This is a genomic window from Kitasatospora sp. NPDC098652 (assembly GCF_044760155.1).
Taxonomy (GTDB): domain Bacteria; phylum Actinomycetota; class Actinomycetes; order Streptomycetales; family Streptomycetaceae; genus Kitasatospora.
This window is the reverse complement of the sequence record NZ_JBIWAQ010000005.1, coordinates 419,996-443,124: the sequence shown is the minus strand read 5'-3', so window position 1 is coordinate 443,124 and position 23,129 is coordinate 419,996. Positions and strand designations below refer to the sequence as shown.

The window sequence follows — 23,129 nt, the reverse complement described above, 5'->3', positions numbered from 1 at the left end:
CGTGACGGAGTCGGCGGCGGAGTCCGGATACCGGGACCGGGTGCGCGGAGCGCTGCTCGGCGGCGCGATCGGCGACGCGCTGGGCTGGCCGGTGGAGTTCCAGCAACTCCAGCAGATCCAGGAGCGGTTCGGCCCGCAGGGCGTGACGGCGCTGCCGTCCGGGAGCGCCGGGTCGGTGGAGGTCACCGACGACACCCAGATGACGCTGTTCACCGCGGAGGGGCTGATCCGCGGCTTCGTCCGCGGCTGGTCCGGCGGCGGCGGCTCCGTCCCGGAGGCCGTGCACGGCGCCTACCGGCGCTGGCTGCGGACCCAGTACCAGGGCGCCCCGGACACCGAACCGCAGCCGCGCCCGTACGACGGCTGGCTGCTCGGCCGGCCGTTCCTGTACGCGCGGCGGGCACCGGGCAACGCCTGCCTGAGCGGGGTGTCCGAGCACCCGGTGTTCGAGGCACCGGCCCCGATCGGGAGCCCGGGGCCGATCAACCCCGGCTCCAAGGGCTGCGGTTCGGTGATGCGCGCGGCGCCGTTCGGGCTGGCCCGGCTCGGGGTCGAGCAGTCCTTCGGGCTGGCCGTGCAGTGCGCCCAGCTCACCCACGGGCACCCGACCGGCTACCTCGCCGCGGGCGCCTTCGCGGCGCTGGTCGAGCGGCTGGCGGCCGGGACGGAGCCGTGGGCTGCGGTCGGGGAGACGGTCGAGCAGATCCGCGAGCTGCCGAGGTCCAAGGAGACCGTGCAGGCGCTGGCCCGGGCGGTCCGGCTGGCCCAGGAGGCCGAGCCCTCGGCGGACACGGTGGAGCGGGTCGGGCTCGGCTGGATCGCCGAGGAGTGCCTGGCCATCGCGGTGTACTCGCTGCTGGCGGCCACCCTCGACCCCGATCCGGTGCGCACCGCGCTGCTGCTGTCGGTGAACCACTCCGGGGACAGCGACTCCACCGGCGCGGTCTGCGGCAACCTGGTCGGGGCCGCGTACGGCGCCTCGGCGCTGCCCGCCGACTGGGCCGGGGCCGTCGAGGGGCGGGCCGAGCTGCTGACGGTCGCGGACGACCTGCTGGTGCTGTTCGGCAGCCGTGACCCGGGCCACCCGGCGCTCGGCGGGCGCTACCCGGCCTGGTAGGCGGCTACTTCGCCTGCGGGTCGGTGACCTGTCCCAGGAACAGCGGCCGCCCGTTCGACGTGTCCCGGACCAGGAACAGGAACGGCCGGTCGATGTGCAGTTCGGCGGCCTGGCGCGGGGCGGGCGCCGCCGCGACGCCGGCCACGGCGCCGCTGCCGGCCGCTGCGACCGTGCCCTCCTCGTCGACCTGCACGGTGGCCTTCTGCACCACCGTGCTGACGGCGAGCGGCGGCTGCTCGGCGATCCCGGTGAGGTCGGCGTTGTCGAAGGCGGAGTGGACGCCGAGCGAACGCAGCGCGGGGGTGAGCTCGTTGGACGTGTCGAAGTGGAAGCGCGGCAGCTGGAGGTCGACGGGCTGCGCGCTGAGGGCGCCGAGGATCCGGTCCAGCTGGGGCTGGTCCAGCCCCTTGGTGAAGGCGGCGAAGCCGCCCTGCGCGGGGACGATCAGATCCATCGCCAGGTTGCCTCCCGCGTAAGGGAGTTCGACGGCCTGCCAGGGCTCGCCGACGATCCCGCCGGAGCCTTCCGCGTACCTGAACTCGCCGGTCTGACTCATCGTGGAGACGTTCGCGGCGGTGCCGTCCAGCTTGCGGAAGGGGCGGTCTGCGGTCTGCCCGGGCTTGAACTCGGCGGCCCACTTCGCCTTGAGGTAGAGCGCGTCGGTGAGGACCACGCGGGTGTCGGCGTTGATCGCGCCCGGCGCGAAGAGGTCCTTGATCCGCCCCTCGGTGGCCTTCTCCACGGCCGAGTCGACCGCCTTTCGACTGCCCTCCGGGTCCTTCTTGAAGTCGGTGGTGTGCACTCCGGCGTCGAAGGCGGTGGCGAGGGTCGCCAGGTAGTCCGGGTTCACCGGGAAGCCCTGCTGGGTCCAGACCTCGTCGGCCTGGTGCAGAGTGAGCTGGTCGCCGTTCTTCGTCCGCTGGTCCAACGCGCCGACGGCGAGCGCGTACTGCTTCGGGTCGAGCTCGGTGTGCAGGGCCTTGGCCAGCTCCTGCGCGGTCGCGCCGCGCGCGCCCGGCATCAGCATCCCGAGCACGGTGGCCAGCCCGACGGGCGAGACCACCGTGTTGCGCCCGGCCCCGCCGGGCGATGCGGTGAGGGCGTGCAGGAGGTCCAGGCCGAAGGCGTCGGTGGCCTTGGCGGTGGCGGCCACCGAGGCCTGGTCGACGGCGGGCCGGGTGGCCGGTGCGGAGGCCCGCTGCTCCCCGGTGGCGGCGGTGCCGGTACTGCCGCAGCCGCTGACCAGCGGTGCGGCGAGCGCGGCGGCGAGGAGCAGTGCCGCGGGGCGGCGGGGCGGGCGACGACGGGTTCCGCTGCTGCTGTTCGTCATGGCCCTTCGACGCGGCGCCCCGTCGGCCGGTTCCCGCTCAGTCCCAGAGCGCGCCGAACTCCAGCAGTTCGTCCCGGTGCTCGATCCGCTCCACCCACTCCGCGGGCCAGGCCGCCTCGCCGTGGTGCGCGCCGGCGAAGGCGCCGGTCAGGCAGGCGAGCGAGTCGGAGTCGCCGGAGCTGTACGCGGCCCGGCGGACGGCGGCCACCGGGTCGTCGGGCAGCAGCAGGAAGCAGAGCAGGCCGGTGCCGAAGGCCTCCTCGGCGACCCAGCCCTCGCCGGTGGCCAGGCAGGGGTCGGCCTCCACGTCGGGGGCGGCGAGGGCGGCCTGCACCTGGTCGAGGACCTTGAGGCAGTCCTCCCAGCCGCGGGCGAGGACGGCCTGCGGGGAGGCGCCGTACCAGCGGTCGGCGAGGTCGCCGAGCCAGAACTCGTCGTAGCGCTCGCGGCTCGCCAGCGCGTACGCCCGCAGCACGGCGGGCAGGCCGGCGGGCGGGACGCCCTCGGCGAGCTTGCGGACGGCGTACGCGGTGAGGTCACTGGCGGCGAGCGCGGTCGGGTGGCCGTGGGTGAGCGCGGACTGGAGCTGGGCGGCGCCGGAGAGCTGCCGGGCGTCCAGGTCGCGGATCAGCCCGATCGGGGCGACCCGCATGTTGGCGCCGCAGCCCTTGGAGCCCACGTCGCTGGCCTGCTGCCAGCGGTACTCGTCGCGGCTGAGCCCCTCGCAGGCGCGCAGGCAGGTCATGCCGGGGGCGCGGTTGTTCTCCGGGGAGCGCCACCAGTCGACGAACTCCGCGCGGACCGGGCGCTCCAGGTGCAGCGGGGTGAGGGGCCCGCGCGCCAGGGCGGTGCGCAGGCCGCGGGCGAGGGCGAGCGTCATCTGGGTGTCGTCGGTGACCAGCGCCTGCTCCGGCAGCGGGAGCCGCCGCCAGTCCGGATGGTCGGCGGCGATCCGCTCGACGTCCTGGAACTCGGTCAGCCGGCCCATCGCGTCGCCGATCGCCAGCCCCAGCAGTGCCCCCGTCGCCTTGCCCACGGCCTTCTCCCCCGCTTCCCGTCACACCTCGACCAACAGCTCCTTGAGCCCGCGGATCACGTAGCCCGGGTTCCACTCGGGCTCGCGGACCAGCCGCAGGCCCGGGGCCCGGCGCAGCAGCGTGCCGTAGGACTCGGTGAGCTCCAGTCTGGCAAGGGGGGCGCCCAGGCAGAAGTGGATTCCGGCGCCGAAGGTGACGTGCGGGTTGTCGGTGCGGCCGAGGTCGAGGCGGTCGGGGTCGGCGAAGCGCTCCGGGTCGCGGTTGGCGGAGCCGAAGAGCAGGGCGATCTCGGCGCCGCGCGGCACGGTGACCCCGCGGACCTCGATGTCCTCCAGCACCCAGCGTTCGAACATCTGCAGCGGGGTGTCCCAGCGCATCAGTTCCTCGACGGCGGTGGGCAGCAGCCCGTCCACGTCGCCGCGCAGCCGGGCCAGCTCCTCGGGGTGGCGGAACAGCGCCCACCAGCCGTTGCCGGTGGTGTTGACGGTCGCCTCGTGGCCGGCGTTGAGCAGCAGCACGCAGGTGGAGACCATCTCCTGCTCGCTGAGCGCGTCGGCGCCCTCCTGGGCCTGGATCAGCGCGCTGATCAGGTCGGTGCCCGGGTTGCCCCGGCGCTCGCGGATCAGGGCGCGCAGGTAGTCGGAGAACTCGATGCTCGCCGTGACGGCCCGGCGGGCGGCCTCCTCGCTCGGGTTGAGCTCGAACATCCCGGTGATGTCGGCGGACCAGGGGCGCAGCAGGTGCCGGTCGCCCTCCGGCACGCCGAGCATCTCGGCGATCACGGCGACCGGCAGCGGCTCGGCGACGGCGGAGATCAGGTCGCCGCCGCCGGCCGCGAGCAGGTCGTCGACGAGCTCCCCGGCCAGCCGCCGGACGGTCGGCCGCAGCCCTTCGACCATGCGCGGGGTGAAGGCCTTGGAGACCAGCCGGCGGATCCGGGTGTGGTCGGGGGCCTCCAGGTCGAGCAGCCCGTGGTCGTTGAGGGTGTGGAAGGGCTCGTGTGCCGGGTCGGGCTCGGGGCGGCCGAACTCCTGGTGGCTGAACCGGTGGGTGTAGGTGCGGCCGAGCCGCCGGTCGCGCAGCAGGGCGCTGACGTCCTCGTGGCGGGAGACCAGCCACTGGTTCGTCGGCTCGTGGTACGTCACCGGCGCGTGCTCGCGCAGCTCGGCGTACGCGTCGTACGGGTGGGCCACGAACTCCGCCGACCAGGGGTCGAACTTCGCCGTCGTCGTCATCGCTCGATCACTCCAGAGCCGTGAGGGGAAGCCGGGAAGATCATCGTATGCATGCGGTGGGTCCGTGAGGAGACCCTTCCGGCCGCCCCTCTTCTCACGCCCCTTCCGTCACCAGCCGCCGCACCAGCTCGGGCAGCGCCCGGGAGATCGGCCCCCGGATCACCTCGGCCGCGGCCTCGTCGAAGGGGGTCGGCTCACCGTTCATGACGATCAGCCGGGCGCCGCCCTCCACCGCGATCTGCGGCAGCGCGGCCACCGGGTAGACCTGGAGGCTGGTGCCCACCGCGACGAAGATGTCGCAGGCCTTGGCGATCGCGTCGGCCTGGCCGAGCACCTCCTGGTCCAGGTTCTCGCCGAACATCACGATCCGCGGCTTGAGGATGCCGCCGCACTCCCGGCAGTCCGGGTCCGGCTCCCCCGCCTCGACCCGGGCCAGCGCCTGAGGCATCGACCCGACCGCCCGGCAGCTCAGGCACTGGGTCTCTCGCACGTTGCCGTGCAGTTCGAGCACCTTGCGGGCGGTCAGGCCGGCCCGCTGGTGCAGCCCGTCGATGTTCTGGGTGAGCACCCGCAGCGGCAGCCCGGAGCGCTCCAGGTCGACCAGCGCGCGGTGCCCGGCGTTGGGCTCGGCGGCCTGCTCGGCCGTCTCCAGCCGCATCCGCCAGGCCCGCTCGCGCACCGTGGAGTCGTCCCGGTACGGGCCGATGGTGACCAGTTCCTCGGCCGACGGGTCCTTGCGCCACAACCCCTGCGGGCCGCGGTAGTCGGGGATGCCGGAGTCGGTCGAGATGCCCGCGCCGGTGAGCACGGCGATCAGGGGGCGCTTCTGGTTCATACCCCGGACGGTACGGGCGGCGGGGAACGGCGGCCACCGAAAATCCGGGTGCGCCCGGCCAACTCCCGCCGCACACTGGGCCGGTCACCCACCGTTTCCGTGAAGGAGCCCCGTGCAGGGAGCAGTCAGCGTCTCGCCCGCCCAGATCCCCGAGCTGTTGCTCGGCCTGGCCACCGTCCGGCCGGTGTTCCTCTGGGGCGCCCCCGGGATCGGCAAGTCCTCCCTGGTCAGGGCGTTCGCCGAGTCGCTCGGGCTGGAGTGCGTGAGCCTGGTCGGCACCCAGCTCGCCCCGGAGGACCTGATCGGCGTCCCGCAGCTCACCCCCGAGGGCCGCTCCCGCTTCTGCCCGCCCGAGCAGATCGCCCGCGACGAGCCGTACTGCCTGTTCCTGGACGAGCTCAACGCGGCCTCGCCGGACGTCCAGAAGGCCTTCTACTCGCTGATCCTGGACCGCCGGATCGGCTCCTACGAGCTGCCGCCCGGCTCCATCGTGATCGGCGCCGGAAACCGCGCCACCGACGGCGCGCTGGCCCGCCCGATGGCCTCCGCGCTGGTCAACCGCATGGCCCACGTCCACCTTCGGGCCAGCGCCGAGGACTGGCTGCGCTGGGCGGCCGGCGCCGGGATCCACCCCTGGATCCTCGACCACCTCACCGACCGGCCGGACCACCTGTGGTCCGCCCCACCCAAGACCGAGGAGCCGTTCTCCACCCCGCGCGCCTGGCACATGCTCTCCGACGCGCTGAACTCCTTCGGTCCCACCCTGGACGAGGCGACCCTCAAGGTGGTCGCGTACGGGCTGCTCACCCCGCAGCACGCGATCGCCTTCTGCGGCTACGCGAAGATCGTCCGCAACTCCTACGGCCTGGAGGCGATCCTCAAGGGCGACGCCCGCTGGCCGCACCGGCTGGAGGACCGCGACCTGCTCTACTACCTGGCCGACGCCTTCCGCGGTCGGCTGGTCAAGGACCTGCCCGCCAGCAAGGAGCACGCCTCCGGGGCGCAGCGGCAGACCGCCTTCCGGGCCAAGTCGCTGCTGGTGCAGCTGGCCGAGATCTCGGTGGAGGTCGCCCAGACGGTGATCGCGGACGGCGCGGACGGCAACCCGGTGCTGCCCTCCTGGTTCCTGATCGAGGCCGCCCGGGACATGCCCCGACTGGTCGAGGCCCGCCGGTGAAGCGGTCCGCCAAGACGGCCGCGAAGAAGCCCGACCCGGGCGCCGAGGCCTTCGACGAGGGCGTCCGGCTGCTGCGCGGCAACCCGGCCCTCGCCGCCCTGCGAGCCGACGTCTGCCGCTCCGTGGAGTGCACCACCGCCCCGCCCGACGGCTGGGCGGTGGTCGACTCCGACGGCACCCTGCACGTCAACCCGCGCCGCCGGGCCGAACCCGAGGAGTGGGCCTGGGTGCTGGCGCACGGCCTGCTGCACCTGGGCTTCGGCCACCTCCCGGGCGACCGTGGCACCCGCAGCCAGCCCGACCCGTACCAGCGCGCCGCCCGCTGCGCCGTGGTCAACCGCTTCCTCGCCACCTTCCCGGTCGGCCGCGCCCCGGTCACCCTCCCGCAGGAGTACCCGGGCGGGGACGAGGAGGAGCTGGCCGAGCGCTGGCGCCGCGACGGCCTGCCCGCGCCCGGAGCCGCCGGGACGGCCGGCACCGCCGAGTGCGACCAGCTGCTGGTCGAGTGGCGCGGGCACGGCCGGGCCCGCGAGGACTGGCCGACGGCCTTCGCGGCCGCCCTCACCCGCACCATGTCCGCCGCGATGGACCGGGCCGGCGGCCGGATCGACGCCGAGACCGGCGAGCGCCTGCCCGAGCGGCCCTGGAACCGGGCGCTCAACTGGTTCGTCTCCTCGTACCCGCTGCTCGGCGCCATCGCGGCCGGCCTCACCGTCGTCGCCGACGCCGAACTCGCCCGGGCGCACGGCATCGCCGTCGCCGCCGTCAACGCCGAGGCCGCTGAGGTCTACGTCAACCCGCTGCGTCACCACTCCGACGAGGAGTGGCGGTTCATCCTCGGCCACGAGATCCTGCACGCCGCCCTGCGGCACGGCGAGCGCCGCGGCGGGCGGGACCCGTTCCTGTTCAACGTCGCCGCCGACTACGTCATCAACGGCTGGCTGCTGGAGATGAACGTCGGCGAGATGCCCGACGGGCTGCTGCACGACCCGCAGTTGAAGGGCCTGTCGGCCGAGGAGGTGTACGACCGGATCGCCCGCGACCAGCGCCGGATCCGCCGGCTCGCCACCCTCGCCGGGAAGAACCGCCCGGACATCCTCGGCGAACCGCTGGGACCGCCGCGGGACTACGTCGACCTGGACGACTTCTACCGGCGCGGCCTCCAGCAGGGCTTCGAGCTGCACGGCCGCGAGCGCGGGCTGCTCCCGGCCGGGCTGGTCGAGGAGATCCGCGCACTCGCCCACCCGCCGCTCCCCTGGGACGCGCAACTGGCCCGCTGGTTCGACGAGTTCGTGCCGCGCCCGGAGCCGGTGCGCAGCTACTCCCGCCCGGCCCGCCGGCAGTCCGCCACCCCGGACATCCCCCGGGCCGGCCGCTACCACCCCGAGGAGGAGGTGCCGCGCTGCACCTTCGGGGTGGTCCTGGACACCTCCGGCTCGATGGACCGGACACTGCTCGGCAAGGCGCTCGGCGCGATCGCCTCCTACGCCGCCGCCCGGGACGTCCCGGCCGCCCGGGTGGTGCACTGCGACGCCGCCCCGCACGACGCCGGGTACCTCCCGGTCGAGGAGATCGCCGGACGGCTGCGGGTGCACGGGCGCGGCGGCACCGTCCTCCAGCCGGGCGTCGACCTGCTGGAGCGGGCCGAGGACTTCCCGGCCGGGGCGCCGGTCCTGGTGATCACCGACGGCGAGTGCGACGTGCTGCGGCTGCGCCGGGAGCACGCCTTCCTCGTCCCGCGCGGGGCCGGACTGCCGTTCACCCCGCGCGGGCCGGTCTTCCGGATGAGCTGATTCTCAGGCGACGGCCGGGGTCCGCGCGACGCCCTGGCGGACCAGCGGGGCGAGGGCGGCGAGGTAGCAGACGGCGGCCACCGGGATGAAGGCCAGGTCGGCCGCCGTGGCCACCGTCCCGACCAGCATCAGCACCGGGCTCCACCAGCGCAGCGCCCGTCCCGCGCCCACCGAGGCCGCGATCAGCATCGCCAGCAGGCCGACGTAGAACAGCAGCGGGCCCACCTGGTACACCGCCGCGGACACCCCCGGGACGTCCTGGATCCTCTCGAACATCCGCGACTGATCCGGCTTGTCCGCCGCCCTCAGGCCGACCACCAGGTCGATCCCGATCTGCACCAGTGAGCAGGCCAGGCCCGCGAACGCCGTCCCCAGCGCGGCGTTCGCGGCCAGCCGCCCGGCCGCCGTGCGGCGCGGAGCGAGCACCCGGCGCAGGGCCAGGAGGATCGGGACGAACAGCAGCAGGCCCGCGAACATCGCGGTGTGCCCGGCCGTCCAGCCCGGGCCCGGCTCGCGGGAGCCGGGCACCAGACGGATGCCGCCGTACAGGGCCATCAGGGCGGTCGCGCCGACGACGGCGTACGTAGTGCGGCGCGGGTGCAGATCGGCGTTCATTTCGAGCCCTCCGTCAGGTGTCCGTCGGTCCGTTCCGACACCGCAGAGCCTCTCCCCCGACACCCTCGTCACGGATCGCCCGCACCGGTGAACTGCCCGCCTCCCCCGCGAGGGGGAGGCCCTCAGGACTCCCCCGCCACCACCGCACCGGCCTCGTACGCGAACACCACCGCGTGCACCCGGTCGCGCAGCCCGAGCTTGCTCAGCACATTGCTGACGTGGGTCTTCACGGTGTGCTCGCTGACCACCAGCTCGGCCGCGATCTCCGCGTTGGACAGCCCGCGCGCGATCAGCCGCAGCGTCTCCTGCTCGCGCAGGGTCAACTGCTCCAGCAGCCTGGACGGCGGCCGCACCGCCCGGTCCGGCGAGCCCGGGCGGCGGGCCGCGAACTCGCCGATCAGCCGCTTGGTCACCGAGGGCGCGAGCAGCGCCTCGCCCGAGGCCACCATCCGCACCCCGTGCGCCAGGTCGTCCCGGCGGACGTCCTTCAACAGGAAGCCGCTGGCGCCCGCGTACAGCGCGTCGAAGACGTAGTCGTCGATGTCGAAGGTGGTCAGCATGATCACCTTGGTGGCCGGGAACTCCTCGCACACCCGGCGGGCCGCCTCCAGGCCGTCCATCACCGGCATCCGGACGTCCAGCAGCAGTACGTCCGGGTGGTGCGCGCGCACCGCCTCGACCGCCTCGGCGCCGTCGCAGGCCTCGGCGACCACCTCGATGTCCGGCTGGGCGTCCAGGATCATCCCGAACCCGGCCCGCACCAACTCCTGGTCGTCCGCGACCACCACCCGTATCGGCGTCATCCGCCCACCCTCTCCACCACGCCCGCCGGCCCCAGCGGCAGCCGGGCACTCACCAGGAAACCCCTGCCCTCCGGCCCCGGACCGGCCTCGGCCCGGCCGCCGCAGGCCGCGGCCCGCTCCCGGATGCCGACCAGCCCGCGCCCGCCGGACCAGCCGGCCACCGTACGGTCGGCGGCCAGCGGCACCCCGCGACCGTTGTCGGAGACCACCACCTCCAGCACCCCGTCGGCCCGCCCCACCCGGATCGCGACCCGGTCCGCCCCGGAGTGCTTGACCGTGTTGGTCAGCGCCTCCTGCACGATCCGGTACCCGGCCGCCTCCACGTCGGCCGGCAACCCGCCCAGCCCGTCCGCGAGTTCGAGGTCCACCCGCAGGCCGGCCCCGCGCACCCGCTCGGCCACGTCGGCGAGTTCGGCCAGCCGGGGCTGCGGCGCCAGCGCCCGCTCCGCCTCCGGGTCCTTCAACACGCCGAGCACCCGCCGCAGTTGCACCATCGCGTCGCGGCCCGCGTCGGCGATGGTGTCGAAGGCGCGGATCGCCCGGTCCGGGTCATGGCTCACCACCAGCGGCCCGGCCTCGGCCTGGATGACCATCAGCGACACCGCGTGCGCCAGGATGTCGTGCATCTCCCGGGCGATCCGGGCCCGCTCCTCGGCGACCGCCCGGGCCGCCTCGCTGGCCGCCCGCACCCCCGCCTCCCGCGCCCGCTCGGCCTGCATCCGGGCCAGCTCCCGCTGGGTGCGCACCAGGGCGCCGAAGACGAAGGACCCGCCCGAGGTCAGCACGCTGAACAGCGCGCCGTTCGGCGAATGGGTGCCGAGCACATTGGCGGCCACCACCACCGCCAGCACCGGCCAGCGCTGCCGGTCGGGGAAGCGCTCCGCGACCGTGTACATCCCGATCACCGCGTACAGCGGCACCTGCGGGTTCGCCGAGTGCGCCACCACCGACACCACCAGCGAGGGCGCGGCGCCCACGATCAGGACCGGCAGCGAGGCCTTGCGCCGCCAGGGCAGGAACAGCGCGGTGGACACCGCCAGCAGGTACACCCACCAGGGCCAGTCGGTGTCGTCGTTGTAGACCGACCAGACCGACACCGCCGCCGAACAGGCCGCCAGGAAGGTGTCCAGCACGTACGGGCTCAGCCCGGCCGTCCGGCTCCGCCAACGCGCCGCGCGCTCCACCGTCGCACCTCCCCCGTACCCGGGGACGCCGTCCCCGCGGAGAAGATCATGCCCTACCGGCAGAACCACCGGCACGGCACGGCCGGGCACCGCCGGCTCGGGCAGCACCGCCCGGCCGGGCACCGCCCCGTCAGACACCGCTGACCGACACGCCGCCGGACTCCGACCGCGCCGTGATGCTGTGCGCCGCGCCCGGCCGCGAGGGGACGCCGATGTCCGCCCCGCCCGACCCCGCCTGCGCGTCCACCACGTACGCCTCCCCGGACGGCACCCGCAGCCGCACCCCACCGTTGCCGACCCGGGCCTCCAGCGCCGACGGCGCCGCCGCGAAGTCGGCCCGCACCCCGCCGTTGGCCGCGCTCAGGTGCGCCGTGGGAGAGGTCAGCCCGGTGGCCTCGACCCCGCCGTTCTCCACCGCGGCCGTCACCTCGGCGGACAGCCCCGTCAGCCGCACCCCGCCGTTCTCCACCTTGATCCGCACCTTGGTGCCGGTCGGCACCTGCACCTCGTACCCGACCCCGCAGGACTCGCAGGAGTACCCCAGCCGCAGCACGCCGTCCTTCACCTCGTGGGTGCTCCTCGGCGCGGACCCCCGGTAGCTCTGCTTCTCGACGACGTGCACCGAGTCACCGGTGCCGGTCACCACGACCCCGCCGTTCTCCCCCTCGACCACCAGCTCCTTGACCGCCTCGGCCACCCCGTACGTCACCGTCCGGTGCTCGTCCGACTCCAGGAACGGCAGGCACGCCTGCATCCCCAGCACCACCGCCGCCGTGATCGCCACCGCGCCCAGCACCCGCTTCATGTCCGGCCCCCTTCGCAAGCCCCGTCGTCCCGACACCGAGAACCCTCCATCGGCCCGCCCCCTCGGCACCTCCCTCCCCGGAGCGGTTCCCGTCCCTCCCCCGCGCGGGGGAGGGGAGCCGGAGGGCCGGGGATTTCACGGATTCACCAGCGCCGCGGCCGCTCCGCCGGTAGCTTGTTTGCCCGCGCTCGGCGTTCCGGAGCCCGACCGCGCCAAGGCGAAACCGACGAGGGCTGATCAGGCAATGGCCAACACCCCGCCCGGCGGACCAGGTCCCGCGACCGGGCACGGCCTGGACGACCGCGTGCCCTTCCTGGCCCGGCTCGACCACGCCGACCGCACCGCCCTGCTCGCCCTCGGCCACCGGCTCGACTACCCGGCCCGCTCCACCGCACTGCGCGAGGGCGAACCCTCCGACCACGTCCTGCTCGTCCTGCACGGCTGGCTCAAGGTGACCGCCCTCGCCGAGAACGGCTACGAGGCCCTGCTCGCCCTGCGCGGACCGGGCGACATCGTCGGCGAGTCCGCCGCCCTCAGCGGCCGGCCCCGGGCCGCCACCGTCACCGCGCTGGAGCAGGTCTCGGCCACCGCCGTCGACCGCGCCGCCTTCACCGCCTACCTGCGGAACACCCCCGCCGCCTCGATGCAGCTCCTGGCGCTCTCCACCGACCGGCTGCGCGCCGCCGACCACCACCGGCTCAAGTCCGCCTCGCTCAGCGTCAGCGAGCGCCTCGCCGACCTCCTGCTGGAACTCGCCCGCACCCACGGCCGCCGCACCGCCGAGGGCATCGTGGTCTCCGTCCCGCTCAGCCAGCAGGAACTCGCCGGCTCCGTCGGCGCCTCCCGCGAGGCCGTCGCCCGTCTGCTCAAGTCCCTGCGGGACCGCGGCATCGTCGTCACCAGCCGCCGCTCCCTGGTCATCGCGCGCCCCGACCTGCTCCGGAGGCCCGGCCAACTCCGTTGACCCGCGCAGATGTTCTGTGCACACCGTCACAGAGCGAGTACCGCAACGGCGCTCACGCCGACCTGCCCGGCACGGGCAGGCTGAGGCCGATGACGAATCGAGAGGCGACCATGACCGATCCGGTGAACCACACCATCCTGCTGCTGGACATCGAACAGTTCGGCCGGCGCGACGACGTCGAGCAGGCCTTCATGCGCCGCATGCTCTACGCCGTCCTGCACGAGACGCTGCGCAGCGCCGGGGTCGAACCCGCCGAACAGCGCCTGGAGGACCGTGGCGACTCGGTGATGGCCCTGATCAGCGCCACCGTCCCCAAGACCGGACTGCTGCACGCGCTGATCAACGAGACCCCCACCCTGCTGCACGCCAACAACCGCCTCGCGGCCGCCAGCGCCCGGGTACGGCTGCGGATCGTGCTCGCCTCCGGCGAGGTCGCCGTCCAGGAACTCGGCGGAGCCCTCGGCGGCGCCGTCGGCTGGGACCTCAACCAGGCCTTCCGACTGCTCGACTCGGCCCCGCTCCGGGAGGCGCTCCGGCACCGCGACGGGCCCTGCGTCCTCGCCGTGTCCGACGCGCTCTACCAGGGCATCGTCCGGCACGGCCACGGCGGCCTGGCGCCGGAGGCGTTCCACCGGGTCACCGTCCAGGGCAAGGAGGGCGAGTTCCCGGCCTGGCTGCACGGCGAACCCGCCCCCGGCACCCCGGACCCCGGACCGGTGGGCGCCCCGTCCGCCGCCCAGACCCAGGCCCAGCCCCAGGCCCCGGTGCCGGCGGCCGCCCAGGCCCCGGCCCCGGCCGCCGCTCCCCAGGGCGCCGCCAGCTTCCAGTTCCTCGGCGGCACCCCGACCTTCGGCGGCAGCCTGATCGGCGGCGACCAGCACACCGTCTCCGGCGGCCAGGTCCACGGCGACGTCAACACCGGCAACACCATCGGCGGCGACCGATGACCGCCGCCCCCGAGGCGGAGGCCGCGGAGCAGGAGGACGGCCTCCAGGAAACCCCGCCCGAGGACCCGCAGAACGCCGTGGAGGCCGTCCAGGAACTCCTGGAGCACGTCCCGGACTCCTTCGCCGGCCGCACCTACCTCTTCGCCGGCGGCAATCCCGGCTTCGGCGGCAGCCTGATCGGCGGCGACCAGCACACCGTCTCCGGCGGCCAGGTCCACGGCGACGTCGTCACCGGCCACAAGACCACGATCTACCAGCTCGGCGGGGCCGCCCTGCACGCCTCCGGGCTGGTCCCGACCGCTGAACTCACCGCCCTGGCCGAGGTCTTCCAACCCGGACCGGCCTTCGACCAGGCCCTCGCACACCTCCGCGAGCACCGGGTGCTGATCCTCACCGGCCGGGCGGACACCGGCCGTCGCTCCGCCGCGCTGATGCTGCTGCGGCAGCTGGGCAGCGAGCGGATCCGCAACCTGGACCCGGATGTCACGCCCACCGCACTGCTCAACGGCGTCGAACGGGCCGAGGGGTACGTACTCACCGACTACACGGCCTCCCGCACCCGCCCGCTGCTCCGCTCCGACCTCGACCGCCTGCGCGAGACCCTCGCCAAGCAGGACGGCTACCTGGTCATCACCACCACCCACGCCCACACGATCCGTGAACTCCCCACCGTCGGCTGGCTACCGCCCGACCCGGGGCTCGTCCTCGGCGCCCATCTGCGGGCACTGCGGAACGACGGCGTCCCCGTCGAGGAACTACTCGCCCTGGAGCCCGTCGAGGGGTTCCTGGCCAAGTACCCGCCGATCCGGGAGATCGCCGAGTTCGCCGTCAGGTTGGCCGACTACTCGCCGCAGACCGGCAGGCCCGCCGACCTCGCCGACTTCGGTCAGGGCGCCGTCCAGGAGAAGGTCGGCCGCTGGTTCGGGGAGAACAAGCTCACCCTCCACGACAAGGCCTTCCTGATCTCCCTGGCCGTCTTCGACCACGCCCCCTACACCCTCGCCGCCGAGTGCGCCGACTCGCTGTTCCGCCGCCTGGAGACCATCCGGACCGCCGGGGAGCCGGACGGCATCCCGCCGTTCGGCAGCTCGATCGAGGACCGCATGGCTTTCGCCCGGGCCGAACTCACCGAGGAGACCGAGCAGACCCCCTGGGGCCCGGTCCCCCAGCGGATGGCCTCCTTCCTGGACCCCCGCACCTCGCCCACCCTGCTGCGCGAGGTCTGGACGGGCCACCCCTCCGCCCGCCCCGCGATCACCGGCTGGCTGAACGCCCTGGCCACCGACTCCCGCGCCCTGGTCCGCACCCGGGTGGCCTCCACCACCGCCCTGCTGGCCTCCGTCGACCTCTCCGCCACCATGAGCGGGCTGCTCGGCCCCTGGTCCGGCGCCAAGGACTTCCGGCTCTGCCTCCAGGCCGCCAACAGCCTCGCCCTCGCCTACCACGCGGGCACCGGCGCCGTCCCGCGCATCCTGCGCGGCTGGGCCGGGGACGACAACGCCCGCCGCCGCTGGACCGCCATCCGCTGCTACGCCCTGCTCGGCCCGCTGCTGCCCGCCCAGGCCCTGGAGGCCTTCGCCCTGGCCGCCGAACGGCTGACCCCCGGCGAGCTCGACCAGCTGGCCGCCGGGTTCCGGCCCGGTGCGCACCCGTCCGAGCAGCCCGACCGCCACCAGGCACTCGGACTGCTCGAAGCGGCCGAGCTGATGCTGCTCTCCGCCGAGGCCGAGCTGACCCTGCGCACCCTGGTCCGCTGGCTCTCCGGCCCGGCCGCCCTGCGGCAGCTGGCCCTGGCCGCCTTCCTGACCGCCGCGCAGCGCACCGAGGACACCGTCGTGGGCCGGCCGCTGCTGCTCGACTGGTACGCCCGGAGCCCGCGCCCCGACCCGGGGAGCGTGCACAGCGTCACCGTGCTGCCCGCGCCCGAGGAGCCCGCCCCGGTCCGGGCGCTCCTGGTCGTCCTGTGGCGCACGGCCCTGGAGGACCCGCACTACCGCGATGCCGCCCTGGGCGTGCTGCGCGGCTGGCTGATCGGCGCCGCCGACCAGCCCGCGACCACCGCCCGGCTCACCGAACTCTTCGACGACCTGGCCGTCACCGAGCGCGACCGCCAGCGGCTCGACCACCTGGTCCGCACCGTACGCGCCGGCGGCCCGGCGACCACGGCGCTGCCCGGCAGCTGAAACAGCACCGTCCGATCCGTCCCGATCCTGGAGCACCCGCGCATGTCGGCACGACACCGCCCCGACCTCCCCACCGGAGACCTGACAGACCCGGTCCTGACGGTCCACCCGCTGGGCCGCGCGCTCGGCCTGCCCAAGCGCCCCGCCGCCCGGGCCGACTCCGCCCTCGTCCTGACCACCCCGTCCGGTGAGCACCAGGTCTACCTCCCGCCGCACCGCCCGGGGTTCAGCGACCTGGTGGGCCGCAACTACCAGGCCGCGTACGAGGTCGACCTCGGCCTGCACCACCTGCGGGCCGAGGAGCGGCTGCCCGGCCGGGACGACGTCGGCGCCTTCGAGGCCGTGGTGGAGATCGACTGGCAGGTGTCGGCCGCGGAGCTGGTGGTGGCCAGCCGGATCCGCGACGTCCCGGCACTACTGGTCCCGCGGATCCGGCAGCGGATGCGGGCCGTCACCCGGCACCTCTCCACCGACCGGAGCGGCGAGGCCGAGGCCGCCGTCCAGGAGGAGCTGGACGGGCACCCGGTCGCCGAGGCCGAGGGCCTGCGGGTGCGCTGCACCGTCCAGTTGGACATCGACCAGGCCGCCCGCGAGCAGAAGGAGCGGCTGCGCGGCTACCACTTCGACACCCAGGCCCACCCGCACGCCCTCCGGCAGGTCCAGGAGGCGAACGAGATCCTCGCCGCGAAGGCGAAGTTCTACCAGTACCACCTGGAGCAGGGCGGGGTGACCGCCTGGGCCCTCCAGGTGGCCGCCCACCCCGAGGACCTGCCCCGGGCGCTCGGCTACCTCCGGGAGGAACAGCAGGAGCTGGTCCAGGGCCAGCTCCAGGTGATCCAGCGGCTCTTCGACCAGAACGGCCTGGAGGAGTTCGAGCTGGAGGGCCCGCGCCAGGAGGCGAAGGCCGCGCTCGAAGCCATCCTGCGGCAGCGGCCCGCCGGCCCGGGTGCGCCGGGGTCTGATGCGCCGGGGCCGGGTGCGCCCCGGCTCGGCAAGGGCCCCTACCCTCCGCTCTCCCAGTGACCCGAGGAGACCCACCGTGCCCACCCCGCCCACCAACACCGCGTCTCCACCACTGCCCGGTGCCGCCCTGCTCGCCGAGCTGCGCACCGAGATCGCCCGCGCGGACAGCAAGGCGGCCGTCCTGGTGGCCGCCCTCGGTGTGATCGTCGGGGTGCTCGGCGGCCTGCTCACCAGCACCGGCTGGGCGCCGCAGCAGCTCTCCGGCGCGGCGAAGGCGCTGCTGGCCCTGGGCGGCCTGGGCATCGCCGTCTCCCTGGTCTCGCTGCTGCTCGCGGTGCTGCCCCGCTTCCGGCGCAGCACCTGGCGCCCGGGCCGCCCGCTCGGCTACTTCGGGGACATCCGGCTGGCCGCCGAACAGGGGCTGCTCACCGAAGCCCTGGCCGACACCGAGCGGTTGGCCGCCGAGGCCGTCCGCGCCGCGCTCGCGGAGAACAGCCTGATCGCCGCGCGGAAGCACTCCTGGGTCCGGGTCGGCATCCTCGCCTTCGGCGCCGGCCTGTTCCCGCTGGTCACCGCCCTGCTGCTGGGCTGACCGCCCTCCGGCACGGTCCAGCACCGTCCAGCACCGTCCCGCACCGTCCAGCACCGCTCAGCACCGTCCTGCCCTTGCCCGTCACCGTACGGACGCCGCCGTGCGCGCGTCCCGTCCCCGAGGACCCCGCCATGACCGAACCGACCTACCCGGACGCCACACCGCCGCAGTACCCCGGCGCCCCGCCGCAGTACCCGACGGCCGTCCCGCCGCAGTACCCGACGGCCGCCCCGCCGCAGTACCCGACGGCCGTCCCGCCGCAGTACCCGACAGCCGCCCCACCACAGCACCCGACCATCCCGCCGCAGTACCCGACGGCCGCCCCGCAGTACCCGACGACAGCGCCGCCCGCGTACCCGGCCGCCACTCCCCCGCCGCCGCCCCCGTACCCCGCGCCCGCCCCGCAGCCGCCCGCCCCGCCGCAGTACCCCACCACCGTCCCGCCCCAGTACGCTCCTCCGCCCCAGCCCCAGCCCCAGCCCCAGCAGCCCCCGTCCCAGCCCCGGCACCCCCAGCAGCCCCCGCACATCCCCGCCCAGGGCTTCGCCCCGCCCCCCGCCCCGCCCCGGCCGCCGGTCCTCGACCCCACCGTCGACATCGACCCGCACACCGGCCGGATCCACCTGGCCGCCCGCCAGCGCGGCGCCGACGCCACCGCAATCGGCCAACTGCTGCTCCAGCTGCCGCACTTCCTGTGCAGTCTGCTGGTCGTCACGCTGGTCTCGGTGTTCCTCCCCGAGCCGCTCAACCTGGTGCTGATCGGCCTCTGGCTCGCCTCCGGCGCGCTGGTCTTCCACCGCCCGACCGAGAAGGTGCTCGCCCGCTACCTGTTCCGGATGCGTCCGGCCCTGCACTCCGAGCTGACCAGGCTGGAGCCGATCTGGCACCAGGTGACCGCCAAGGCGGGGGTGAACCCGGAGACGTACGACCTGTGGATCGAGGACCACAAGGCCGTCAACGCCACCGCGGCCGCCGGCCACATCGTCGGCGTCACCCGGTACGCGCTGGAGACCCTCCCCGACGCCCAGCTGGCCGCCGTGCTCGCCCACGAGCTCGGTCACCACCGCGGCGGCCACGCCTGGGCGACCCTGCTCGGCTACTGGTACTCGATGCCGGCCCGGATCGCCTGGGTGGTGTTCCGGATCGCGGCGGTCGTCGCGTTCCGGATCGCCTCGGTGTTCTCGCTGCTCGGCGCCCTCGTGGTCGGGCTGGTCGCGGTGGTCCTGGTGGTGGCCGTGGCCGTCTCCTTCCCGCCGCTGCTGCTGGTCCTGGTCACGCCGTACCTGCTGGCCGCGGTCGGCCGCCGCTCCGAGCTGAGGGCGGACGTCCAGGCCGCCGAACTCGGCTTCGCCGACGCCATGATCGAGGTCTTCCACGGCTTCCTGCGGGACGAGGAGGAGGCCCTGGCGGCGGCCGCGCGGGAGAACGGGGGCCGCGCCGTCCGTCCGGGCCTGGGCCAGCGGCTGCTGTCCAGCCATCCGGACACCCACACCCGGATCCGCCGGCTGGAGGACTGGCGCGCGGCCGCGGCCACCCCGGCCCGGTAGGCCCGGAGACACCGGCCGCGAAACGCCGCAGGGCGGCCACCCCGTGAGGGGTGACCGCCCTGCGATCAGTGACGCGTGACTCAGCCGGTGTACGGGCCGTAGTCGTAGTCGTCCAGCGGAACCGCCTGGCCGGAGCCGGCGCCGAAGGGCGACAGGTCGTAGTCGTCGTAGCCGACGGCCGAGTACATCGCGGCCTTGGCCTCCTCGGTCGGCTCGACCCGGATGTTGCGGTAGCGGGGCAGACCCGTACCGGCCGGGATGAGCTTACCGAGGATGACGTTCTCCTTGAGGCCCAGCAGCGGGTCCGACTTGGCGTGGATCGCCGCGTCGGTGAGGACCCGGGTCGTCTCCTGGAAGGAGGCGGCCGACAGCCAGGACTCGGTGGCCAGCGAGGCCTTGGTGATACCCATCAGCTGCGGACGGCCGGAGGCGGGGTGACCGCCCTCGGAGACCACACGACGGTTCTCGGTCTCGAAGCGGCCGCGCTCGACGAGCTCGCCCGGGAGCAGCTCGGCGTCGCCCGACTCGATGATCGTCACGCGGCGGAGCATCTGCCGGATGATGATCTCGATGTGCTTGTCGTGGATCGACACACCCTGCGAGTTGTAGACCTTCTGGACCTCGGCGACCAGGTGGATCTGGACGGCGCGCTGGCCCATGATGCGCAGGACGTCGTGCGGGTTGGTGGCACCCATGGTCAGCTTCTGGCCGACCTCGACCGCCTCGCCCTCGCTGACGAGCAGCTTCACACGCTTCGAGACCGGGTAGGCGATCTCGTCGGTGCCGTCGTCCGGCGTGATGACGATCTTGCGGGTCTTCTCGGTGTCCTCGATCCGCGCGCGGCCGGTGGCCTCGGAGATCGGGGCCACACCCTTGGGGGTGCGGGCCTCGAAGAGCTCGACGACACGCGGCAGACCCTGGGTGATGTCGTCACCGGCCACACCACCGGTGTGGAAGGTACGCATGGTCAGCTGGGTGCCGGGCTCACCGATGGACTGGGCGGCGATGATGCCGACCGCCTCACCGATGTCGACCAGCTTGCCGGTGGCCAGCGAACGGCCGTAGCAGAAGGCACAGGTGCCGACGGCCGACTCACAGGTCAGGATCGAGCGGACCTTGACCTCGGACACGCCGTGGCGGATCAGCTCGTCCATCAGCACGTCACCGAGGTCGGTGTTGGCGGTGGCGAGCAGCTTGCCGTCGACGGTGATGTCCTCGGCGAGCATGCGGGCGTACACGCTGGTCTCGACGTCGTCGGCCTTGCGCAGCACGCCGTCGGCGCCCACGTTGCCGATCGACAGCTTGAGACCGCGCTCGGTGCCGCAGTCCTCCTCGCGAATGATGACGTCCTGGGAGACGTCGACCAGACGACGGGTGAGGTAGCCGGAGTCGGCGGTACGGAGGGCGGTGTCGGCCAGACCCTTACGGGCACCGTGGGTGGAGATGAAGTACTCCAGCACGGTGAGACCCTCACGGAACGACGCCTTGATGGGTCGCGGGATGGTCTCGTTCTTGGCGTTGGACACCAGACCACGCATACCGGCGATCTGACGCATCTGCATCATGTTTCCACGAGCACCCGAGTCGACCATCATGAAGATGGGGTTCGTCTTCGGGAAGTTCGCGGCCATGGCCTCGGCGACCTCGTTGGTCGCCTGGGTCCAGATGCCGACGAGCTCCTGCTTGCGCTCGTCGTTGGTGATCAGACCGCGCTCGTACTGCTTCTGGACCTTCTCGGCCTTGGCCTCGAAGCCCTCGAGGATCTGGGGCTTGCTCGGCGGGACGATGACGTCCGAGATCGAGACGGTGACGCCCGAGCGGGTCGACCAGTGGAAACCGGCCGCCTTGAGGTTGTCCAGGGTCGCCGCGACGACGACCTTGGGGTAGCGCTCGGCCAGGTCGTTGACGATCGCGGAGAGCTGCTTCTTGCCCACCTCGTAGTCGACGAACGGGTAGTCCTCGGGCAGCAGCTCGTTGAAGAGCGCGCGGCCCAGGGTGGTGCTCAGGCGGAAGGGCTCGCCCTCGAACCAGGTCGACTGGCCCTCCTCGTCCACCGGCGGGGTCCAGCCACGGGGCGGGACGGTGCCGGCGGCCAGGCGCAGCTCGATCGGGGCCTGGACGTCCAGCTCGCGGGCGTCGAAGGCCATGATCGCCTCGGCGGTCGACGAGAAGGTGCGGCCGGCGCCCTTCACGTTGTCGCGGTCCGAGGTCAGGAAGAACAGGCCGAGCACCATGTCCTGGGTCGGCATGGTGACGGGGCGACCGTCGGCCGGCTTGAGGATGTTGTTCGAGGACAGCATCAGGATGCGGGCCTCGGCCTGCGCCTCCGCGGAGAGCGGCAGGTGGACGGCCATCTGGTCACCGTCGAAGTCCGCGTTGAACGCGGTGCAGACGAGCGGGTGGATCTGGATGGCCTTGCCCTCGACCAGCTGCGGCTCGAAGGCCTGGATGCCGAGGCGGTGCAGGGTGGGCGCACGGTTCAGCAGCACGGGGTGCTCGGCGATGACCTCTTCGAGCACGTCCCACACGACCGGACGGGCACGCTCGACCATGCGCTTGGCCGACTTGATGTTCTGCGCGTGGTTCAGGTCGACCAGGCGCTTCATCACAAACGGCTTGAAGAGCTCCAGCGCCATGGCCTTCGGCAGACCGCACTGGTGCAGCTTGAGCTGCGGGCCGACGACGATGACCGAACGGGCCGAGTAGTCGACTCGCTTGCCGAGCAGGTTCTGACGGAAACGACCCTGCTTGCCCTTGAGCATGTCGCTCAGGGACTTGAGCGGGCGGTTGCCCGGGCCGGTGACCGGACGGCCGCGGCGGCCGTTGTCGAACAGCGCGTCGACGGCCTCCTGGAGCATGCGCTTCTCGTTGTTCACGATGATCTCGGGGGCACCGAGGTCGAGCAGGCGCTTCAGGCGGTTGTTGCGGTTGATCACGCGGCGGTACAGGTCGTTCAGGTCGGAGGTCGCGAAGCGGCCACCGTCCAGCTGCACCATCGGACGCAGGTCCGGCGGGATGACCGGGACGCAGTCCAGCACCATGCCGTTGGGCTTGTTGCTGGTCTGCAGGAACGCGGAGACGACCTTGAGGCGCTTGAGCGCACGGGTCTTCTTCTGGCCCTTGCCGGTGCGGATGATCTCGCGGAGGCGCTCGGCCTCCTCCGCCAGGTCGAAGGTCTCCAGGCGGTCCTTGAGGGCCGCGGCGCCCATCGAGCCGGAGAAGTAGGTGCCGAAGCGGTCGCGCAGCTCGCGGTAGAGCAGCTCGTCGCCCTCCAGGTCCTGGACCTTGAGGTTCTTGAAGCGGGCCCACACCTCGTCGAGGCGGTCGAGCTCGCGCTGCGCGCGGTCGCGCAGCTGCTTCATCTCGCGCTCGGCGCCCTCGCGCACCTTGCGGCGCACGTCGGCCTTGGCGCCCTCGGCCTCCAGCTCGGCCAGGTCGGACTCGGCCTTCTTGGCGCGGGCTTCGAGGTCGGAGTCGCGGCGGTTCTCGATCTGCTGACGCTCGACCGAGACGTGCGCCTCCAGGGACGGCAGGTCGCGCTGGCGGCGCTCGTCGTCGACCCAGGTGATCATGTAGGCGGCGAAGTAGATGACCTTCTCGAGGTCCTTCGGCGCCAGGTCGAGCAGGTAGCCGAGGCGGGACGGCACGCCCTTGAAGTACCAGATGTGGGTGACCGGGGCGGCCAGCTCGATGTGGCCCATCCGCTCGCGGCGCACCTTGGCGCGGGTCACCTCGACGCCGCAGCGCTCACAGATGATGCCCTTGAAGCGGACGCGCTTGTACTTACCGCAGTAGCACTCCCAGTCCCGGGTCGGGCCGAAGATCTTCTCGCAGAAGAGGCCGTCCTTTTCGGGCTTAAGGGTGCGGTAGTTGATGGTCTCCGGCTTCTTGACCTCGCCGTGCGACCACTGGCGGATGTCGTCGGCGGTGGCCAGGCCGATGCGGAGCTCGTCGAAGAAGTTGACGTCAAGCACTGGTCGTCAAGCCCTCTTTCGTGATTCG

At 73.5% G+C, this 23,129-nt stretch carries 18 protein-coding genes; 9 read left to right on the top strand and 9 right to left on the bottom strand.

The annotated features are described in order from the left end of the window. The first annotated feature begins 1 nt into the window (after window position 1). Complete coding sequence (locus tag ACIQWA_RS15030; RefSeq protein ID WP_402482349.1) at window positions 2-1,117, top strand: ADP-ribosylglycohydrolase family protein; 1,116 nt, start codon at window positions 2-4, stop codon at window positions 1,115-1,117. A gap of 4 nt (window positions 1,118-1,121) precedes the next feature. On the opposite strand, the gene ACIQWA_RS15025 is transcribed toward ACIQWA_RS15030, so the two are convergent. The 4 genes from ACIQWA_RS15025 to ACIQWA_RS15010 form a co-directional block, all read right to left on the bottom strand. Beyond that, a complete protein-coding gene (locus ACIQWA_RS15025; protein ID WP_402482346.1) occupies window positions 1,122-2,447 on the bottom strand; it encodes a serpin family protein in 1,326 nt (441 codons plus the stop codon). Between the two features lie 37 nt (window positions 2,448-2,484). Beyond that, window positions 2,485-3,483 (bottom strand): ADP-ribosylglycohydrolase family protein, encoded by a 999-nt coding sequence (locus tag ACIQWA_RS15020; RefSeq protein WP_402482344.1) that lies wholly within the window; start codon window positions 3,481-3,483, stop codon window positions 2,485-2,487. Between the two features lie 21 nt (window positions 3,484-3,504). After that, window positions 3,505-4,719, bottom strand: coding sequence for a cytochrome P450 (locus ACIQWA_RS15015; RefSeq protein WP_402482341.1), 1,215 nt, complete (start codon window positions 4,717-4,719; stop codon window positions 3,505-3,507). 94 nt (window positions 4,720-4,813) lie between these two features. Continuing rightward, a complete protein-coding gene (locus ACIQWA_RS15010; protein WP_402482338.1) occupies window positions 4,814-5,554 on the bottom strand; it encodes an SIR2 family NAD-dependent protein deacylase in 741 nt (246 codons plus the stop codon). A 112-nt stretch (window positions 5,555-5,666) separates the two neighbouring features. On the opposite strand from ACIQWA_RS15010, the gene ACIQWA_RS15005 reads away from it, so the two are divergent. Beyond that, window positions 5,667-6,731, top strand: coding sequence for an ATP-binding protein (locus ACIQWA_RS15005; RefSeq protein WP_402482336.1), 1,065 nt, complete (start codon window positions 5,667-5,669; stop codon window positions 6,729-6,731). Beyond that, on the top strand, window positions 6,728-8,524 hold the full coding sequence (locus ACIQWA_RS15000; protein ID WP_402482334.1) for a hypothetical protein: 1,797 nt from the start codon (window positions 6,728-6,730) through the stop codon (window positions 8,522-8,524). The genes ACIQWA_RS15005 and ACIQWA_RS15000 overlap by 4 nt, the downstream gene beginning before the upstream one ends. A gap of 3 nt (window positions 8,525-8,527) precedes the next feature. Here ACIQWA_RS15000 and ACIQWA_RS14995 read toward each other — a convergent pair whose 3' ends face one another. From ACIQWA_RS14995 to ACIQWA_RS14980, 4 genes are all read right to left on the bottom strand, one after another. Then, window positions 8,528-9,139: a hypothetical protein gene (locus ACIQWA_RS14995; RefSeq protein WP_402482332.1), complete on the bottom strand. Its 612-nt coding sequence runs from the start codon at window positions 9,137-9,139 to the stop codon at window positions 8,528-8,530. A gap of 122 nt (window positions 9,140-9,261) precedes the next feature. Further along, window positions 9,262-9,942: a response regulator gene (locus tag ACIQWA_RS14990; RefSeq protein WP_402482329.1), complete on the bottom strand. Its 681-nt coding sequence runs from the start codon at window positions 9,940-9,942 to the stop codon at window positions 9,262-9,264. After that, the gene (locus tag ACIQWA_RS14985) at window positions 9,939-11,126 is read right to left on the bottom strand and encodes a sensor histidine kinase (protein ID WP_402482328.1); all 1,188 of its coding nucleotides are present in this window, start codon (window positions 11,124-11,126) and stop codon (window positions 9,939-9,941) included. The genes ACIQWA_RS14990 and ACIQWA_RS14985 overlap by 4 nt, the downstream gene beginning before the upstream one ends. 130 nt (window positions 11,127-11,256) lie before the next feature. Further along, complete coding sequence (locus tag ACIQWA_RS14980) at window positions 11,257-11,931, bottom strand: DUF4097 family beta strand repeat-containing protein (protein ID WP_402482324.1); 675 nt, start codon at window positions 11,929-11,931, stop codon at window positions 11,257-11,259. Window positions 11,932-12,175: 244 nt separating this feature from the next. Here ACIQWA_RS14980 and ACIQWA_RS14975 point away from each other — a divergent pair, with 244 nt between their 5' ends. The 6 genes from ACIQWA_RS14975 (at window position 12,176) to ACIQWA_RS14950 (ending at window position 19,127) form a co-directional block, all read left to right on the top strand. Further along, window positions 12,176-12,895, top strand: coding sequence for a Crp/Fnr family transcriptional regulator (locus ACIQWA_RS14975; RefSeq protein WP_360226190.1), 720 nt, complete (start codon window positions 12,176-12,178; stop codon window positions 12,893-12,895). Window positions 12,896-12,984: 89 nt separating this feature from the next. Then, window positions 12,985-13,842 (top strand): hypothetical protein, encoded by an 858-nt coding sequence (locus tag ACIQWA_RS14970; RefSeq protein WP_402482321.1) that lies wholly within the window; start codon window positions 12,985-12,987, stop codon window positions 13,840-13,842. Beyond that, the gene (locus ACIQWA_RS14965; RefSeq protein WP_402482318.1) at window positions 13,839-16,025 is read left to right on the top strand and encodes a hypothetical protein; all 2,187 of its coding nucleotides are present in this window, start codon (window positions 13,839-13,841) and stop codon (window positions 16,023-16,025) included. The genes ACIQWA_RS14970 and ACIQWA_RS14965 overlap by 4 nt, the downstream gene beginning before the upstream one ends. A 42-nt stretch (window positions 16,026-16,067) precedes the next feature. Continuing rightward, window positions 16,068-17,048: a hypothetical protein gene (locus ACIQWA_RS14960; protein ID WP_402482315.1), complete on the top strand. Its 981-nt coding sequence runs from the start codon at window positions 16,068-16,070 to the stop codon at window positions 17,046-17,048. 16 nt (window positions 17,049-17,064) lie between these two features. Continuing rightward, window positions 17,065-17,580, top strand: coding sequence for a Pycsar system effector family protein (locus ACIQWA_RS14955; RefSeq protein WP_402482313.1), 516 nt, complete (start codon window positions 17,065-17,067; stop codon window positions 17,578-17,580). 131 nt (window positions 17,581-17,711) lie between these two features. Next, window positions 17,712-19,127 (top strand): M48 family metalloprotease, encoded by a 1,416-nt coding sequence (locus tag ACIQWA_RS14950; protein WP_402482311.1) that lies wholly within the window; start codon window positions 17,712-17,714, stop codon window positions 19,125-19,127. 80 nt (window positions 19,128-19,207) lie between these two features. On the opposite strand, the gene ACIQWA_RS14945 is transcribed toward ACIQWA_RS14950, so the two are convergent. Next, window positions 19,208-23,101, bottom strand: a complete 3,894-nt coding sequence (locus ACIQWA_RS14945) for a DNA-directed RNA polymerase subunit beta' (protein WP_360226172.1) — start codon at window positions 23,099-23,101, stop codon at window positions 19,208-19,210. Between the last annotated feature and the right edge of the window lie 28 nt (window positions 23,102-23,129).

What these genes read in the sequence shown, in the direction of transcription:
- ACIQWA_RS14990 (WP_402482329.1), bottom strand. Translation starts at nt 9,942, where the DNA reads ATGACGCCGATACGGGTGGTGGTCGCGGACGACCAGGAGTTGGTGCGG.
- ACIQWA_RS14975 (WP_360226190.1), top strand. Translation starts at nt 12,176, where the DNA reads ATGGCCAACACCCCGCCCGGCGGACCAGGTCCCGCGACCGGGCACGGC.
- ACIQWA_RS14970 (WP_402482321.1), top strand. Translation starts at nt 12,985, where the DNA reads ATGACGAATCGAGAGGCGACCATGACCGATCCGGTGAACCACACCATC.
- ACIQWA_RS15025 (WP_402482346.1), bottom strand. Translation starts at nt 2,447, where the DNA reads ATGACGAACAGCAGCAGCGGAACCCGTCGTCGCCCGCCCCGCCGCCCC.
- ACIQWA_RS14965 (WP_402482318.1), top strand. Translation starts at nt 13,839, where the DNA reads ATGACCGCCGCCCCCGAGGCGGAGGCCGCGGAGCAGGAGGACGGCCTC.
- ACIQWA_RS14960 (WP_402482315.1), top strand. Translation starts at nt 16,068, where the DNA reads ATGTCGGCACGACACCGCCCCGACCTCCCCACCGGAGACCTGACAGAC.
- ACIQWA_RS14980 (WP_402482324.1), bottom strand. Translation starts at nt 11,931, where the DNA reads ATGAAGCGGGTGCTGGGCGCGGTGGCGATCACGGCGGCGGTGGTGCTG.
- ACIQWA_RS15010 (WP_402482338.1), bottom strand. Translation starts at nt 5,554, where the DNA reads ATGAACCAGAAGCGCCCCCTGATCGCCGTGCTCACCGGCGCGGGCATC.
- ACIQWA_RS14995 (WP_402482332.1), bottom strand. Translation starts at nt 9,139, where the DNA reads ATGAACGCCGATCTGCACCCGCGCCGCACTACGTACGCCGTCGTCGGC.
- ACIQWA_RS14950 (WP_402482311.1), top strand. Translation starts at nt 17,712, where the DNA reads ATGACCGAACCGACCTACCCGGACGCCACACCGCCGCAGTACCCCGGC.
- ACIQWA_RS15015 (WP_402482341.1), bottom strand. Translation starts at nt 4,719, where the DNA reads ATGACGACGACGGCGAAGTTCGACCCCTGGTCGGCGGAGTTCGTGGCC.